General features: G+C 41.4%; 18 protein-coding genes. 11 read left to right on the forward strand and 7 right to left on the reverse strand.

Annotated features, from left to right (window positions below; translation table 11 throughout):
* Positions 1 to 25: 25 nt before the first annotated feature.
* The 4 genes from H5186_RS01785 to H5186_RS01800 all read right to left on the reverse strand — a co-directional run bounded on the left by H5186_RS01785 (position 26) and on the right by H5186_RS01800 (position 2870).
* Complete coding sequence (locus tag H5186_RS01785; RefSeq protein WP_149980913.1) at positions 26 to 862, reverse strand: mechanosensitive ion channel family protein; 837 nt, start codon at positions 860 to 862, stop codon at positions 26 to 28.
* 35 nt (positions 863 to 897) lie between these two features.
* Positions 898 to 1605 carry an LrgB family protein gene (locus H5186_RS01790; RefSeq protein ID WP_149980912.1) on the reverse strand — a complete coding sequence of 236 codons (708 nt, stop codon included), beginning with the start codon at positions 1603 to 1605 and terminating at the stop codon, positions 898 to 900.
* On the reverse strand, positions 1598 to 1981 hold the full coding sequence (locus H5186_RS01795; protein ID WP_182716996.1) for a CidA/LrgA family protein: 384 nt from the start codon (positions 1979 to 1981) through the stop codon (positions 1598 to 1600). The genes H5186_RS01790 and H5186_RS01795 overlap by 8 nt, the downstream gene beginning before the upstream one ends.
* Positions 1982 to 2078: 97 nt before the next feature.
* Positions 2079 to 2870: a crotonase/enoyl-CoA hydratase family protein gene (locus H5186_RS01800; RefSeq protein WP_182716997.1), complete on the reverse strand. Its 792-nt coding sequence runs from the start codon at positions 2868 to 2870 to the stop codon at positions 2079 to 2081.
* Positions 2871 to 3173: 303 nt separating this feature from the next.
* Between H5186_RS01800 and H5186_RS01805 the strand changes: the two genes are divergently transcribed.
* From H5186_RS01805 to H5186_RS01825, 5 genes are all read left to right on the forward strand, one after another.
* On the forward strand, positions 3174 to 4340 hold the full coding sequence (locus H5186_RS01805; protein ID WP_182716998.1) for an efflux RND transporter periplasmic adaptor subunit: 1167 nt from the start codon (positions 3174 to 3176) through the stop codon (positions 4338 to 4340).
* An 11-nt stretch (positions 4341 to 4351) separates the two neighbouring features.
* Positions 4352 to 7468: an efflux RND transporter permease subunit gene (locus H5186_RS01810; protein ID WP_182794062.1), complete on the forward strand. Its 3117-nt coding sequence runs from the start codon at positions 4352 to 4354 to the stop codon at positions 7466 to 7468.
* A gap of 107 nt (positions 7469 to 7575) precedes the next feature.
* Positions 7576 to 7896, forward strand: a complete 321-nt coding sequence (locus tag H5186_RS01815) for an HI1450 family dsDNA-mimic protein (protein ID WP_145237630.1) — start codon at positions 7576 to 7578, stop codon at positions 7894 to 7896.
* A 61-nt stretch (positions 7897 to 7957) separates the two neighbouring features.
* Entirely contained in the window at positions 7958 to 8773 is an 816-nt protein-coding gene (locus H5186_RS01820; protein ID WP_149980906.1) for a DUF481 domain-containing protein, read from the forward strand.
* 16 nt (positions 8774 to 8789) lie between these two features.
* Positions 8790 to 9242, forward strand: coding sequence for a hypothetical protein (locus H5186_RS01825; protein WP_182717000.1), 453 nt, complete (start codon positions 8790 to 8792; stop codon positions 9240 to 9242).
* A gap of 69 nt (positions 9243 to 9311) precedes the next feature.
* Here H5186_RS01825 and H5186_RS01830 read toward each other — a convergent pair whose 3' ends face one another.
* Both H5186_RS01830 and ygfZ read right to left on the reverse strand, forming a co-directional pair.
* Positions 9312 to 9797 (reverse strand): peptidylprolyl isomerase, encoded by a 486-nt coding sequence (locus tag H5186_RS01830; protein WP_182717001.1) that lies wholly within the window; start codon positions 9795 to 9797, stop codon positions 9312 to 9314.
* Positions 9798 to 9809: 12 nt separating this feature from the next.
* Positions 9810 to 10721, reverse strand: a complete 912-nt coding sequence (gene ygfZ / locus H5186_RS01835) for a tRNA-modifying protein YgfZ (protein WP_182717002.1) — start codon at positions 10719 to 10721, stop codon at positions 9810 to 9812.
* 130 nt (positions 10722 to 10851) lie between these two features.
* Here ygfZ and H5186_RS01840 point away from each other — a divergent pair, with 130 nt between their 5' ends.
* Together H5186_RS01840 and H5186_RS01845 are read left to right on the forward strand one after the other, a co-directional pair.
* Positions 10852 to 11103 carry a succinate dehydrogenase assembly factor 2 gene (locus H5186_RS01840; RefSeq protein ID WP_054205400.1) on the forward strand — a complete coding sequence of 84 codons (252 nt, stop codon included), beginning with the start codon at positions 10852 to 10854 and terminating at the stop codon, positions 11101 to 11103.
* 40 nt (positions 11104 to 11143) lie between these two features.
* Positions 11144 to 11515 carry a hypothetical protein gene (locus H5186_RS01845; RefSeq protein WP_310736225.1) on the forward strand — a complete coding sequence of 124 codons (372 nt, stop codon included), beginning with the start codon at positions 11144 to 11146 and terminating at the stop codon, positions 11513 to 11515.
* On the opposite strand, the gene nadB is transcribed toward H5186_RS01845, so the two are convergent.
* The gene (gene nadB, locus H5186_RS01850; protein ID WP_182794063.1) at positions 11475 to 13100 is read right to left on the reverse strand and encodes an L-aspartate oxidase; all 1626 of its coding nucleotides are present in this window, start codon (positions 13098 to 13100) and stop codon (positions 11475 to 11477) included. The genes H5186_RS01845 and nadB overlap by 41 nt on opposite strands.
* 263 nt (positions 13101 to 13363) lie before the next feature.
* Here nadB and rpoE point away from each other — a divergent pair, with 263 nt between their 5' ends.
* Genes rpoE through H5186_RS01870 form a run of 4 tightly spaced genes read left to right on the forward strand, consistent with a single transcriptional unit; the run spans position 13364 to position 15981 of the window.
* Positions 13364 to 13945, forward strand: coding sequence for an RNA polymerase sigma factor RpoE (gene rpoE / locus H5186_RS01855; protein WP_064666393.1), 582 nt, complete (start codon positions 13364 to 13366; stop codon positions 13943 to 13945).
* Position 13946: 1 nt separating this feature from the next.
* The gene (locus H5186_RS01860) at positions 13947 to 14558 is read left to right on the forward strand and encodes a sigma-E factor negative regulatory protein (RefSeq protein ID WP_182761654.1); all 612 of its coding nucleotides are present in this window, start codon (positions 13947 to 13949) and stop codon (positions 14556 to 14558) included.
* A 4-nt stretch (positions 14559 to 14562) separates the two neighbouring features.
* On the forward strand, positions 14563 to 15519 hold the full coding sequence (locus tag H5186_RS01865) for a MucB/RseB C-terminal domain-containing protein (protein WP_149980900.1): 957 nt from the start codon (positions 14563 to 14565) through the stop codon (positions 15517 to 15519).
* A gap of 12 nt (positions 15520 to 15531) precedes the next feature.
* Positions 15532 to 15981 (forward strand): SoxR reducing system RseC family protein, encoded by a 450-nt coding sequence (locus H5186_RS01870; RefSeq protein WP_149980899.1) that lies wholly within the window; start codon positions 15532 to 15534, stop codon positions 15979 to 15981.
* Positions 15982 to 15987: the final 6 nt, after the last annotated feature.

Raw genomic sequence — 15987 nt, forward strand, 5'->3', positions numbered from 1 at the left:
TCCCTTTATTTGCAGTATTGCTAGCCTAGCTATCAATACTTTGTTGGTTAATTGTGACAATTCGTTGTGGGAATGGAATTTCAATATCCGCACCTTGAATCGCACTATATACGCCACCGTTTACGGCCAGCTTGGTTTCTATTATTTTCGTCGTCGGCACCCAGTAGCGGTAACTAATTGTTACTCCACTTTCAGCAAACCGTTCAATGCCAACTTGTGATAGCGGTTCACTTGCGACTAACTCATGGTCTTTCAATACGTCTTCTATAAGCTCTATAGCATGCTCAGCACTGGCGTTATAGGCAATATCAATTTCACCTTTGACCAATGAATAATTAAATGAGTTATGTAGTATTTCGCCAACGATATGTTTGTTAGGAATAGTAATCTCGACTTTTTCTTCGTTGATCAAAATGGTGTAGCCTAACTCAATGGTTTTTACTTGACCGCTGACATTTTTAACTTCAATCGTGTCACCAACAATAAAGGGGCGGGTGGCAATAATAGCCAAGCCTGCGCCATAATTTGATAACATCCCTTGCAATGCTAAACCAGCGCCAAGAGAAGCGGCACCAATTGCAGCAACAAAAGGTGTGACACTTATGCCAATTTTACCTAGCGCAATAATAATGAACATAACGATAAACAATACTTTCACTACATTACTGACAAAATTAGTGAGAGTAATATCAATATTGTTACGCGCCATTAAAGCGGCAATCATCTTAGATATTTTTTGTGCCACCCACAAACCAAAAATCAAGATCAACAATGCGCCAACTAATTGCATGCTGTACTTAACGAGGTACTCAGTGATCATGGTGTAGTATTTTTCAACTTGTTGGATTTCTGTACTGATCATCTATTATCCATAAATAAAGTGGTTAAACTATTTCATCATAGCAGAGCTTGACTCAAAAAAGGATAAAGTAATGGTACGATTAAAGCGGTAAGTAATGCGCTCAATGCCATTGCCACTGAAGCAAATGCACCAATACGCGGATGCTCAACAAGTGCGGCGGCGGTGCCTATTGCATGAAATGCAGTACCAATCGCAACGCCTTGTGCCTGATGGTTATAAATGCCCACCTGACGAAGAATAAGTAGCGCGAACAAAGCACCTAATAAGCCGATAAAAATCACCATCGCAGCTGCCAGCGAAGCAATGCCTCCGAGTGAATCAGTGACTAGCAGAGTAATGGGAGTAGTGACCGATAAAGCGGCAACAGATGCTGCTAATTGTGTAGGCACATTAAATGCAGCACTGAGTAAGGTTGCAACCACAGTGGCATTGATTATGCCCAGACTACAGCAGCCAACAATCAGCAAGAGATTTCTTCGTATATGCACAAATTGTTGATATAGCGGTAATGCTAGCGCAACAATGGCAGGCTCCAGTAAATAGCTTAATAGCTGGCTATGGCTAGCAAATTGCGAATAAGGCAGTGAAAAACTCACTAGTAATATGGCTATAAGCGTAATAGTGATAAAAACGGGATTAGTCAGCGCTTTTAATAAAGGATTGTTAATGGTTGTATTGAGCTTCCTTAACCCTAAAAACAGCGTGATAATTACAGGAATACTTAACCACCATAGATCAATCATGTTCAATCCTGCCTTTAAATACACTGATCACTGCTGCGATAAGCAGTAAGCTGGTCAATGGCACTAAAATGAAAACTGCACTGAGAAATTGCCATTGCAGGGCGATGATTTCAAGGTGTTCGATAAAACCAACCCCAGCAGGGATGAAAAAAAGCGGCATGACATTTAATAATGGCTTAGCACAGGGAGTTAAGTGATGCTCTTTAACTACGTTTGTTAAAAGTAACGTAAGTAGCATTAGCATCGCTAATAGGGGGGCTGGAAAGCTACCTTGCAGCCAGTGCATGATTATTTTTGCTATCGCCAAGCAACCCAAAATCAAACAGCTGCTGAGTAAATAAGGAAAGATTTTTTTAAGCACAGTTCGGGGATCCATTGATTATTTACTCACTACAGGTCGTATTATACTTCAGCATATTTGCTTGTTGAAAACTATGCGACTTATTGCTTAGCGTTGATATTAAGTGAATTTGTTACCAACGTTTACTATTTTGATACTCGATGTTGTCGGCGCCTTTGGCTTTTGCAATGGCCTTTTTTGTATTGCTGTTAATAAGCAGACGAATTTGGCTAATGGTTTCTTTTGCTAAAATTTGTCTTCTTGGAGTGTTAAAACTTTGTTGGGTAACGCGTTTGATTGCCGCTAAAGTATCCGGTGAGCGAGCTAATAAGGTATTGATCATTGCTAAACAGCGTTGCTTTGGATCCGCATTTACTTCGGTTATTAACCCTAATTGCAGCGCTTTATCAGCACTAATAGGATCTGCATGACTGGCAAGCCACATGGCATCGTCACGTTTTAGTAAGCTAGGTAGTACAACATTTGCACCCATATCAGGGCATAGTCCCCAGCGCGCTTCCATAATGGCTAATTTAGCATCTGGGTGCACAATCCGATAATCAGCCCCAAGAGCTATTTGCAGGCCACCACCAAAGCAATTACCTTGGACAACTGCGAATACCGGCACACTTAGTGATTGCCAACCCAGCACAACTTGCTGCGCTAAATTACAGTTACCCGGTAACCATTTAAATAGCAACTTGGCAATATTTATGGGACTTTTCATAACGGCAGCAACATCCAGTCCAGCACAAAAATGCTCACCATCACCTTGAATAACGACAGCGCGGATAGTCGGGTCTTTTTTAATTTTTTTAATGATACTTGTCAGCTGTTTGAACATGACAAAATTCAACGCATTTTGTTTATCTTTTCGGGATAATGTAACGAAGGCGATAGCCTGCTGTGTTTCAAAATTAATCATGTCAACTCCTCTGACCTGTTTCAGTTTAGCTTACGAGCTAATTGAATTGATGTAAAGCGTGGCTTTCTTGTTTGAAAAGCAAGCTATTTTATAGCCTGTTATTGTGAACCTCTGATACAAATGATTACAAAGTGGTCTATATTTTTAATCGGGTGGCTTGTTATATGATCGACCCATAATAGCCTCTGAACGTAACTTGGCGTTTAAACACAATTTAAAATAAACATATAAAGGTAGTGCGCGCAGCTACTAAGGAGATAAACCATGCTAAAAAGGTTCACGCCTAGCATTTTAGGAACTTACATGTCATTAGCGATCAAAGGGGTTGTTGGTACAACATTAATCGCTTTTTTAGCTGGTTGCTCAGATGATAATGCTACCAAACAAGTCGCTCCGCCTCCTGCGGTTTCAGTATTTAATGTTGTTACCCAAGAGGTGGGGAATTATCGAGAGTTTGTTGCTCGCACAGAAGCTCATCAGGAAGTGAAAATTCGCGCTCGTGTTGAGGGTGAATTAATAGAACGTCATTTTGATGAAGGCTCATTTGTTGAAAAAGGACAGCTACTACTAAGAATCGATCCAAGTGAATATCAATCTTCTGTTGCTGAAATTGAAGCGGACTTAAAAAGTAAGCTTGCTGGCGAAGATGGCGCATCTCGCGATTTAAAACGCGGTAAAGAAGTTGCTGCACAAGGGTTTATCTCACAATCTGATTTAGATAAATTAACCACTAAGTATGAGCAAGCTGCTGCGGCTGTTATCTCAGCAAGGGCAAGCCTTGAAAAAGCAAAATTAAATTTAAGTTACACCGAAATTAAAGCGCCGTTTGCAGGGCGTATTGGTAAGGTTAATTACGATGTAGGCAATATTGTTAGTCCTTCCTCAAATGAACTAGCGGAATTGACCGATGTGGATCCAATTTATGTCAATTTTCAAGTAGAAGAAGGTGATTACATTAGTTATCGTCAAAAACATCAAGACAGTGCTAATAACCCTCAAAATGTACCAATCGATTTATCCCTGCGTTTGCCAAATAACTCGGACTTGGGGGCTAAAGGGCAGTTAGATTTTGCCGATACGAAAATTGATCGCAGTACTGGCACTGTTGAATTAAGAGCGACATTTGCCAATCCACAAAACATTATAATGCCAGGCTTGTTTGTCACCTTAATTGTTGAAAGTAAAGATAAGAAATTACAAGCACTTATTCCTCAAGCAGCAGTACAAGAAAATCAACAAGGTAAATTTGTACTCGTGGTGGGTGAAGATAACAAAGTTGCTACGCGCATTGTGCAACTAGGACGGCGCATTAATGCGATGTGGGTCGTTCAATCGGGCCTTGAAGAAGGTGAGCAAGTGATTGTTGAAGGTTTACAAAAAGTACGTCAAGGGGTCGAAGTTAAACCAGTTGAAAAAAAGGTCGATCACACCACCGGTACAATTTCTAGTCAATCAGACGCTGCAAACTAAAGGAAACGCACATGATAAGTAAAACGTTTATCGCGCGGCCTAAATTTGCCCTAGTCATTTCGATAGTGATTACGCTAGCGGGTTTGATTTCCATGGGTTTGCTGCCAGTTAATATGTATCCCGAGATTACTCCACCGCAAATACAGATCACCGCAGTTTACCCAGGTGCCAGTGCGCAAATAGTGGAAGAGTCTGTGGTCAGACCCATTGAAGAGCAAGTTAATGGTGTAAAAGATATGATGTATATCGAGTCCAGCTCCAGCAATAACGGCACTGCTACGATAACTGCATACTTTAAGGTGGGCACGGATACTGATATTGCTCAAGTCAATGTACAAAACCGTGTCGCGTTAGCTGAGCCGGGGTTACCCAGCGAAGTAACACGCCAAGGTGTATCGGTTAAGAAAAAATCCAGTTCAATGTTATTGGGTATTAACTTGTATTCTAGCCAAGCAAACATTGATGCTATTTTTTTAAGTAACTATGCAACAAATTACTTAACGGAACCGCTGGGACGAATTAAAGGCGTGGCATCGGCTGAGGTTATGGGTGAGAAAACCTATTCAATGCGATTGTGGTTACGTCCAGATAAAATGGCGGCGTTAGGGCTGACAGTAGGCGAAGTTAGAGCAGCATTACAAGAGCAGAATACCATAGTGGCAGCTGGTAAATTAGGTGCTGCACCGAGTTTACCAAGTCAGCAGTTTGAATATTCAATTCAAGCTAAAGGGCGTTTAAAAACTCCAGAAGAGTTTGGCCAAACAATTATTCGTGCTAATCAAGATGGTAACTTTGTACGTTTAACTGATATTGCCCGCATCGAACTTGGCTCAGCTGATTACAGTATTAACGCTAAGTTAAATCAGCAAGATACCGCTTTTATAGTTATTTACCAATTAACCGATGCCAATGCAACGCAAGTGGCAAGTGATGTTAAAGCCACCATGGCAGAGCTTGCTAAGCAATTACCAGATGGTGTTGAATACTCAATACCATACGATACGACAGAGTTTATCAATCGCTCAATCGAAGAAGTGGTTATCACATTATTTCAAGCCGTTGGCCTAGTTGTTTTAGTGGTGTTTTTGTTTTTACAAAACTGGCGCGCGACACTTATTCCAACTATTGCCATTCCAGTATCGTTGGTGGGGACGTTTGCTTTTATGATGGCTATGGGTTACTCAATTAACTTAATCACCTTATTTGGTTTAGTGCTAGCGATCGGTATTGTGGTAGATGATGCAATTATTGTAATTGAGAATGTTGAGCGGATCCTCAAAGAAGAAAAGCTGCCGATTAAGGAGGCGGTCACTAAAGCGATGGAGCAAGTAACCGGGCCTATTATTGCGACCACGTTGGTGTTATTAGCCGTATTTGTGCCTGTAGGCTTTATGCCTGGTATTACCGGGGAGCTTTATAAGCAGTTTTCTGTAACGATTTCGTTTGCGGTATTAATTTCATCGGTTAACGCATTAACCCTAAGTCCAGCTTTATGTGCGCTATTGTTAACAGAAAAGTCTATGAAACCGATAAAATGGCTGGCGCCAGTCGAGCAAGGCATTGTTAAATCAACTTCCATCTATTCTAAAATCATCCACTTTGTTTTAAAACGCTCGGCACGAGTGGGTATTTTTGCCTTAGTTATTTTTGTGGTGGCAGGCTGGCTGGCTAAAAGCGTTCCAACAGGATTTGTGCCAGCCGAAGATCAAGGTTTTGTGTTTGTAGATGTGCAATTACCAGATGCGGCGGCTTCTGGTCGCACTGCTGATGTGATGCATAAAATAGGTGACATTATTAAACAAGAACCTGCAGCAACTGATTTTATTGCGGTATCCGGTTTTTCTTTGATTGGCGGGGCGGGCTCAAATAATGCTTTAGGTATTGTTATTTTAAAAGACTGGGAAGAACGCACTAGTGCTGAACTAGGCTTAAAGTCAGTGATTGGTCGTTTGATGGGAAAAATGTGGGCCATGCCAGATGCGCAGATAATGGTATTTAACCCGCCGCCAATTCCTGGTTTAGGTAATAGCGCTGGTTTTGAGTTTCGCCTACAAGACAGTGAAGGTCGGGATCCGACTGAATTGGCGCAAGTACTTAATGGTCTGGTATATGAAGCGAACCAACATCCAAGCTTGAGTAATGTGTACAGTACTTTTAGAGCAAATGTACCGCAGTACTTTTTAGAGATAGATCGCAATAAAGCAAAGGCTCAAGGGGTTGCATTAAGTGACATATTCTTAACGCTCCAAGCCCAGCTCGGCTCATTATATATTAACGATTTCAATCAGTTTAGTCGTACTTATAAAGTAATCATGCAAGCTGAGAGTGAGTTCCGTAAAAATCCTTCCGACTTACAGCATTATTTTGTGCGTAATAATGAAGGCGACATGGTGCCATTAACGACACTTGCTAAACTTGAACCAATTCTTGGGCCAACAACCCTTAAGCACTTTAATTTATATCGTAGTGCGAGTATCAGTGGTCAAGCAGCTGCGGGGTTCTCAAGTGGTGATGCAATAGCTGCCATGGAAGAGCTAGCTAAGCAGTTACCTAATGGCTATGTATTTGAATGGGCAGGGCAATCTAAACAAGAAATTGAAGCTGGCAATATGGCACCGTTGCTATTTGCTTTGGCCGTTATCTTTGTTTACTTGTTCTTGGTTGCACAATATGAAAGTTGGACGATCCCTTTTTCAGTTATAGCCGCAATTCCACTGGCGATGTTTGGCGCAATGTTAGCGTTATACGTACTGGGTATGGAAAATAATATTTATGCACAAGTGGGGTTAGTACTGCTTATTGGTATGTCGACCAAAACTGCAATCTTGATTGTAGAGTTTGCGATGGAAGAACGGCTTGCCGGCAAGAGTATTTTTGATGCGGCTCTTAGTGCAGCCAAAATGAGGTTTCGTGCGGTATTAATGACTGCTCTTTCATTTGTATTAGGTGTATTACCGTTAGTATTTGCAACTGGCGCGGGTGCTGGAAGCCGCGTATCGCTTGGTGTCACTGTGCTAGCCGGCATGTTAGCCGCGACTATATTGGGTACTTTGCTGGTGCCATTATTTTATAGTTTGGTGCAGTCAATGCGCGAAAAAGTAAAGGGCACAGCGACAACGCAAACGTAAAATAAGCCCTGTATAAAAAAAGTCAGGGAAACCTGGCTTTTTTTTGTCAAAAATTTGCTGAGGTTTGATACTATATCTGGCATTAGCATCATGAAAGGTTTATGGCAATGACAGGACCCCGTTTATACAGTGAAGAAGAAGTAACGCATCAAGCTTACGATATCTTTTTAGAGTTAGCCCCAGATAACCTTAGTGAGCAAGATGTTGATGATTTTAACCAGCATCGTGAAGAGCTTGGCTTTATTGAAGAAGGTGAGCCTGATGACCAATGGCAAGATTTTGTCGCATTAGAAATAGAGCCAGAATTATTTATTCAGGTGTTAGTGGGACTTGAATTCGATAATCAAGATATTTTATTTGCTAAAATTTTGATTAGCCGTGATAAAGACGCGCCGTTTTGTCATATATTATGGAAAGATAGCGAATAATCTCGATGCAGTATCTTAGTGAAAACAGCCTTGTTTTAAATATCAACACAGTGAGCGAACAGTGATTAGGTTACTGCTGTTGTTGGGCTGTCTGCTTAGCTTTAGAGTCTGGGCGGTTGATCCTTTTGAAGACTTTCATGAGTATGGTCAACTCTCAGATGAAGAGATCCATAAAATCCATCAAGGCGAACTATTATACGGCGATACTGAATTTGGATTTATTGTTAGTCGCGGTAATACTAATTCGACCAGTTTTAAGTTCAAAGGTAACTTATATCAAGATCTTGAGAATTGGCGTAATCAATTCAAAATAGATAGTTTATATAAACGTGATCGTAACGACACCACTGGCAATGATGAAGTCTCGGCAAACCGTATATTTTTCTCTGCGCAGGGCAACTATAAAGTTGGGGTAAAAAATGCCTCATTCTTTATGTATGGTGATTATGAAGAAGATGAATTCAGTGGTCTTGAGTTTAAAAGCACACTTGCGGCAGGTTATGGTAATCGTTTATATCAAGGGGTAAAAAACCAAGTTGATTTTGATATAGGGCCTGGTTTATACCGCTCGGTAGCACAAGATGATGCTGAGCTTGAAGATGAGCAAGACAAAACCAAAACCGGTTATTTATTACGTTTAGCACTGCAGTGGGAGCGTACGGTCTCGACTCGAACACGTTTCAATCAAGATTTAAGTATTGAACAGTCATTGTCAGGATTGAACTCACGATTAAAGTCAGAAACATCACTGATCAGCCAACTAATGGGCGCTGTATCATTAAAGTTTACTTATTTATATCGTTATAATTCTAAGCCGGAAGACGATAAGTTAAAGTTTGATTCAGAACTAAGTGCGACATTAGTTTATAGTTTTTAATATTTTAGAGAGTGTTATGTATCAGCATAAGCAATTTGCACTGTTCATTTTTGTTATTCTAAGTTGGATTGCCAGCTTTGTTGGTTTAGCTTGGTATTTAATTGGTGCCGATATGCCGTTAATGGTATTTGCAGCGATTTTAGTGCTGGTGGGGTTTTTGTTCCATGGTTTAACCATTAAAGTTGATGACAGCCAAATTAGCTGGGGGTTTGGTCCTGGTGTGTTTGGTGATAAGTTACAGTTAGTGGATATTATTGAAGCTAAAGCGGTAGAAAACTCTTTTCGTCATGGTATTGGCTTACGTATTACCCATGATGGTTGGGTATACACAGTGTCAGGATTTAGCGCGGTACAGCTAACTTTAAAAGATGGCAGCCAATATCGCTTGGGAACTAACGACCAAGATGGTTTACTGGCAGCGTTGGCGGGTAAGATAAGTGAGCCAATAGCAGAGCCTACACCCGTTTGATTAAATTATAGATATAAAAAAAGCGCAGTAGCGCTTTTTTTATTGTCGGTTTAGTCCACTAAGTCGATATTAGTGGTCGTGACCACAGCCACCATCACCATGGACATGGCCATGCTCTAGCTCGTCTGCTGTTGCATCACGCACTTCAAGTATTTCTACATCAAAGTTTAAAGTGATGCCAGCGAGTGGATTATTACCATCAACAATTACATCGTCTTCTTGAATATCAATGATCATTACAGATTGATCGCCGTCATCTGTTGAGGCACGAAATTGCATACCAACTTCAATTTCCATGCCTTCAAACATCGACTTAGGTACTGCTTGCATCAGATCATCATGGCGTTCGCCATAACCTTGCTCTGGTGGCACAGTAACGCTGAGTGTGTCGCCCGCTTTTTTACCTTGCAGGGCATCTTCTAGGCCTTGAATTAAGTAACCGGTACCAACGATAAAGATCAGTGGCTCACCATCAAATGAGTTATCGATAGAGTTTTTGTCATTATCCATGACTGAATAATGCATTTTTACCACTTTATTTGTTGCAACGATCATAGTCACTCCTATTTATTCGTCTTCGAGAGAGTAGGGTAGAGGAAGGATTGATAGCTCTACCGTTGGGGCATGTTTTGCACGCAGTAACTGACTAGTTTCACTGTCGTTTGGCAACACAACAAGGCCAAATAAGGTTTTACTTTGTTGATTGTAGGCTTGGCTTATTAATTTGCCAGCACGACGCCAGTTTTCACCCATTTGGGTTTCAAGCTCTGGTTCAGCTAATTCTCCATCGCTGTGCCCTGATACGATATACATAGCGCGTTTATTTTTACCAAGGTATTTCATGCGGGCAACGGTTTCTTGGCCTGTGTAACAGCCTTTACGAAAGCTTACTCCACCGATAGCTTGCAGGTTAACCATTTGTGGTACGTATTCACCGAGTGCCGCTTCATTGAGCTCAGGCTCACCCGCTAAAATACTATGTTGGTGCCACAGCGCGTCGTTTTCAAGGGCGATAACCTCATCAGGCAGTGAAAATTCGTCATTAACCATCAGTAAAATGCGGTTTTTTGCTAATTTTAGTGCTTTACCATGACTAAAATCGCAAGCGCTATCTTGCTCATTAAAATGAATGTTCAACGCATTTAAGGTTGCAGCTAGATCATCACCGATTAAACCAATTAACTTGCTGGTAGCAGCGTGTATTTCAACTTTTGAAAACACCGCATACTTTTTTAATTCAGTTAAAGATTGAGCGGTTTCAACCGCTGATGCTGCTAAATAGTAACTATCTTGATAAGCAAAGAGCTTGGCTACACTCCATAATTTACCTTTGGCATTACAGTGCCCAGCCCATAAGAAGTTGGTTTGGTTGAGCTTATTAATATCTTGGGTAATTTGGCCATGAAGGTAGGCGAGTTTATCAACACCGCTAATGCGGATCAGCTGATGTGATAAAGGGCATGCGTGTACTGTTGACATAAAAACCTGCGTTACAAGAAATGTAGGCGCGTATAATACCGTAGTTAGCGCTGCTGGTATAGATGCATAAATAGCTGTTTATTCAGGTGCAATTTGTTAAACTGCTAAGCAACTTAGTACGAGGTAAAAAATGACTGAAATTCACAATAAAGCGCGTATCCGCTGGGCTTGTCGCCGCGGCATGTTAGAACTAGATGTGTTATTTATGCCATTTGTAGATGAGGCATTTGATTCGTTATCTGTACAGCAGCAAGCTGTTCTTCAACGTTTGCTTGAAGCGGATGATCCCGATCTATTTGCGTGGTTTATGGGCCATCAAGAATGTAAAGATCCTGAGCTTAAACAGATGGTACAACTGATTTTAGACCGAGTTCGTGTATAGGTTTAGGGTTACTAATAATGTTCCAGACCACAGACCTTTTGTGGTCTACTTTAGCTTGTTCGCAGTGTGTTATAGCTTATTTTTAACTAGCGTATTAGCGCAATTTATTTGTGTCGCCAGTAGTACTATTTTTGGCTATGTAAGTTGGCACTGGTATAAAAAATCCCATCCTCAGCAAGGCGTTTTTATATTAGATTCTACGCAATGTCGTTTTGAAAATAATACGCTAAAAATAAATGGCCATATCAGCAACAAAAGCCGTGTTTATCAAAGCAGTGTTTGGTTATATATTAATGGCTTTGCAAGCTCCCACTGGCTGATTATTAATGCCAGCGGGGTTGATGAACTGAGTTTTGTGCGCTTGAAACGTCTTACTTTGGCTGCTCGTCATGAGCAAGCGGAGTTAAAATAGTGGGCGTTGGATTATCATTTAACTGCGGGTAGTCAATGGTATAATGCAAGCCTCTGCTTTCTGTTCGCTCCATTGCACTGCGAATTATAAGCTCTGCTACTTGCACTAAATTACGCAGTTCAAGCAAGTTATTCGAAACGCGGAAGTTTGCATAATAATCACGAATTTCTTGCTGTAGTAATTCAACTCGGTGTAACGCACGTTCTAGGCGTTTAGTTGAACGCACAATGCCAACATAGTCCCACATAAATAGTCTTAGTTCATGCCAATTATGGGTGATCACCACTTCTTCATCTGAGTTAGTTACGCGGCTTTCATCCCACATCGGCAGCACTTTTAATGCTGGACTATGTTGTATTTTTGCTAAAATATCTTTTGCTGCGGCGTGAGCAAATACAATGCACTCTAGTAATGAATTACTGGCCATGCGATTAGCGCCATGTAGCCCCGTATAAGCGACTTCGCCTACCGCATATAAGTTATCTAGATCGGTCTTGCCGTTAAAGTCAGTCATGACTCCACCACAGGTATAATGTGCCGCAGGAACCACTGGAATTGGATCTTTAGTGATATCGAGCCCGACACTTAAGCATTTTGCATAAATGGTCGGGAAATGCTCAATAATAAAGTCTTTATCTTTATGGCTAATATCTAAATACACACAGTTAGCACCTAAGCGCTTCATCTCAAAATCGATAGCGCGGGCAACAATATCGCGTGGTGCGAGCTCTTCACGCTCGTCAAAGTCTTTCATGAATCGTGTGCCGTCAGGGCGCTTTAAATAAGCACCTTCACCGCGCATCGCTTCGGTGATCAGAAAGTTTTGTAGCTCTGGGTGATATAAACTGGTCGGGTGGAATTGGTTAAATTCCATATTGGCTACTCTACAACCTGCCCGCCAAGCCATGGCGATACCATCACCACTGGATACATCAGGGTTGGATGTGTAAAGGTATACTTTACTGGCACCACCGGTTGCTAAGGCTACAAACTTAGCTGAAATTGTTTCGACTTTCTTTGCCGCTCGGTTCCACATATATACGCCATGAATATGTTTACCGTTTTGGCCTAATTTTTTATCACCAATTAAATCTATCGCGTTGTATTGTTCTAATAAGGTAATTTCTGGGTGCGCTTGTACTTGGCTTATTAGCGTTGTTTGCACTGCTCGGCCGGTGGCATCTGCAGCGTGTAAAATTCGGCGATGGCTATGGCCGCCTTCACGGGTTAAATGAAAGCGCTCTTTGCCTTTGCTATCAAACTCCATATCAAAAGGCACGCCTTGCTCGATTAGCCATTGCAAGCAGTCATGGGCATTACTTGCGGTGTATTGCACGGCGGTTTTGTCACATAAACCACCACCGGCATCTAAGGTATCTTGTACGTGAGATTCAATGCTGTCATTCTTTTTATCAAACACGGCAGCAATGCCGCCTTGTGCATAAAGTGTGGAACCTTCCGTCAATTCACCTTTGCTGATCACGGTAACTTTACAGTGATTAGCTAAAGATAATGCTAATGAGAGGCCAGCTGCGCCGCTGCCAATAATAGCGACATCCGTGATATGGTGTTTATTTTGGTTCATGTCCGTGGTCTTTGCGGTTACAATGCCCAGATACTAATGTATAAACAGTAATGAGCAAATAATAATATTATGATAGGCGTATATGTATCATATTTGGCGCGACACTATTAGTGATTTTCAACTTTCGCCAATATATTTATATGCTATTTTATAAAAAAATAATATTAAACAGAACTTTTCATTCATGCAGCAGTCAGAGTATTTGTAAACAATGGCAGGATATGAATGACAAGCAATAATCAGACAGAGGAGTACCGGCTCGAATGAGCGAGCAGGATTTGGATTTAGCGCTAGTAAAAAGGGTCCAGCAGGGCGATAAAAATGCCTTCAATCTTTTAGTAAAGAAGTATCAGAACAAAATAGCCGGTTTGATTTCACGTTATGTATCAAATCAAGGCGATATTGCTGATGTTGCTCAAGAAGCTTTTATTAAAGCATACCGCGCACTTCCAAACTTTAGAGGGGACAGTGCCTTTTATACTTGGTTATACCGTATCGCCGTTAATTGTGCTAAAAATTACTTAGTGGCTCAGGGCCGCAAACCGCCAGCAAATGATATAGATGCTGACGATGCAGAGTTTTATGATGGTGCTGATGCAATGCGTTCAAACGCATCCCCTGAGAACTTGTTATTAAGCGAAGAAGTTCGCGCAGTGATTTTTAACACCATTGATAGTTTGCCTGAAGATCTTAAAACCGCGATCACTCTACGAGAAATCGAAGGGATGAGCTATGAAGAAATAGCCGTGGTGATGGATTGCCCAGTCGGGACGGTGCGTTCGCGTATTTTCCGTGCCCGTGAAGCAATAGATAACAAATTAAACCCATTAATAGGCGAGTCTTAATATGACAAAAGCACACGTTAACAAGTTGGATAATCAGCATTTATCCGCATTACTTGACGGCGAACAATCATTAACTGATGAGGTTATTGCCCAGCAAGATGCGGCAACCTTAGGACGTTATGCGCTAATAGGTGACGTAATGCGTGCTGAGTCAGAAGATGCGTTCGTCTTTGATATAAGCGATAGTGTTGCGCAAGCGCTGGAAAGTGAGCCAGTTTATGCTGATTTCACACAACCAGCGGCACAGCCAACACCATTGGCTGCAACGGGCACCGATAATGTAGTGGCATTTAACTGGCGCAAACCAGTTGCACAACTTGCAATTGCAGCAAGTGTCGCCATGTTTGCAATTGTTGGTGTACAAACATTGCCACAAAGTGAAAACTCACCTAGCAATGAAATTCCGATGTTACAAACAACACCAGTAACAGGAATGGCATCACCAGTTAGCTATTCGTCAGAACCCGCTTTACAAAATGCAGAGCAAGGTTTGCGTGAGTTACAGCAACAGCGTATTGGCGCGTTAGTATTAGAACATCAACGCCAAGCACGAGTTGCATATTCATTAGAAAAAGCTCACACTGAGGCGCAAGCCAAAGAGGAAAAAAACTAATTAAATGAAAGTAATTACTTTTATTTTGTCGTTGGTATTAATGGCTCCAGCTTTTGCTGACGACGAAAACCCCGCAAAAGAGCTACTGCTCAAAATGGCTGACGCCGTTCATAATCGTAACTTTGACGCATCATTTGTGGTCGTGAAAGGAAAGTCAATGGAACCATATCGTTGGTTGCATGCAAAACAAGGTAATACAGAACTCGAACATTTGAGCTTACTCAATGGCGCAGGCCTTGAGATGGTTCGTATCGATGATCAAGTTACTTATTTTGAGCCACAGTCTGAGCCTTATTCAATAGATACTGATTCTATAGCAGGCCCAATCCCAGAAGTGTTGTTTAAAGATGTTGAGCGCTTAAGTCAGCATTACGATTTTGTACTCGGTGGTAAAGGCCGTATTGCAGGGCGTGCTGCGCAGCTTGTGCGCATCGAATCAAAAGACGAGTATAAGTTTAATTATTGGCTGTGGCTTGATGCAGAGTCATCACTATTACTAAAATCTGCTTATGTTAATCATGCCGGTGAGATGTTAGAACAACTACAGTTAACCCATATTAGTGTAACCGAAGAGCCCGCTGCGTTATTACTTGAAATGCTTAATCGTAAATTTCCAACGCCACTACCGGCAGCGGCAATTACCAAAAATGAAGCAAATACAGGAAGTAATAATTGGCAAATAGGTTGGTTACCTGAGGGGTTTAGTTTACTAAAATCAGACCGTCATAAGCTTGATTTGAACAATGAACTGACGGATTATTATTTATACTCAGATGGTTTTGTCGAAATTTCAGTGTTCGTACAAAGACCATTACCAGGTCGCAGACCAAGCGGTGCATTGTCATCCGGTGCCACGACAGTATATGTGCATAATAGCGGTAGTTTTGATGTGTCAGTGGTGGGGAATATTCCAGCAATGACTGCAAAAGCAATTGCTGAATCGGTTGCAAGACCCTTGTAATATAAGCTGATAATGATAGAACAAACTCTTACAGTGGTGTCGATTCAAGGCGCCACTGCGCATTTAGAAGCCCAACAAAAGCAAGCCTGTGAAGGGTGTAATGGCCGTTGTGGTTCACAAATTTTTAGTAAGCTATTTGGCACTGCTAAAAAAACCTTCCCCTATCGATTTGAAATTCCAGTTGTGGTTGGGCAAAAAGTAACCCTAGCACTGGATGATAGCCACATGGTAAAGCATGCTTTTGCAGTGTATATGTTGCCTTTGGTGTTAAGTCTGGTATTTGCGTTAGTGGCTGCTGAGGTTTTTTCTGTGCCTGAATGGTTGCAAATCATTGCCGCTATAGCTGGTGGTTTTACTGGCTTTGGCATCGCTAAAAGCCGAGTGAAAAGCCTAAAGCATGATGTTAAAGTAATAAAAATTCACCCTATTAGCCTTCCTTTAACTCAAATAGATGGTGATTGAAGCCAA

It is taken from the genome of Pseudoalteromonas sp. SG41-2 (genome assembly GCF_014164535.1).
GTDB lineage: Bacteria > Pseudomonadota > Gammaproteobacteria > Enterobacterales > Alteromonadaceae > Pseudoalteromonas > Pseudoalteromonas rhizosphaerae.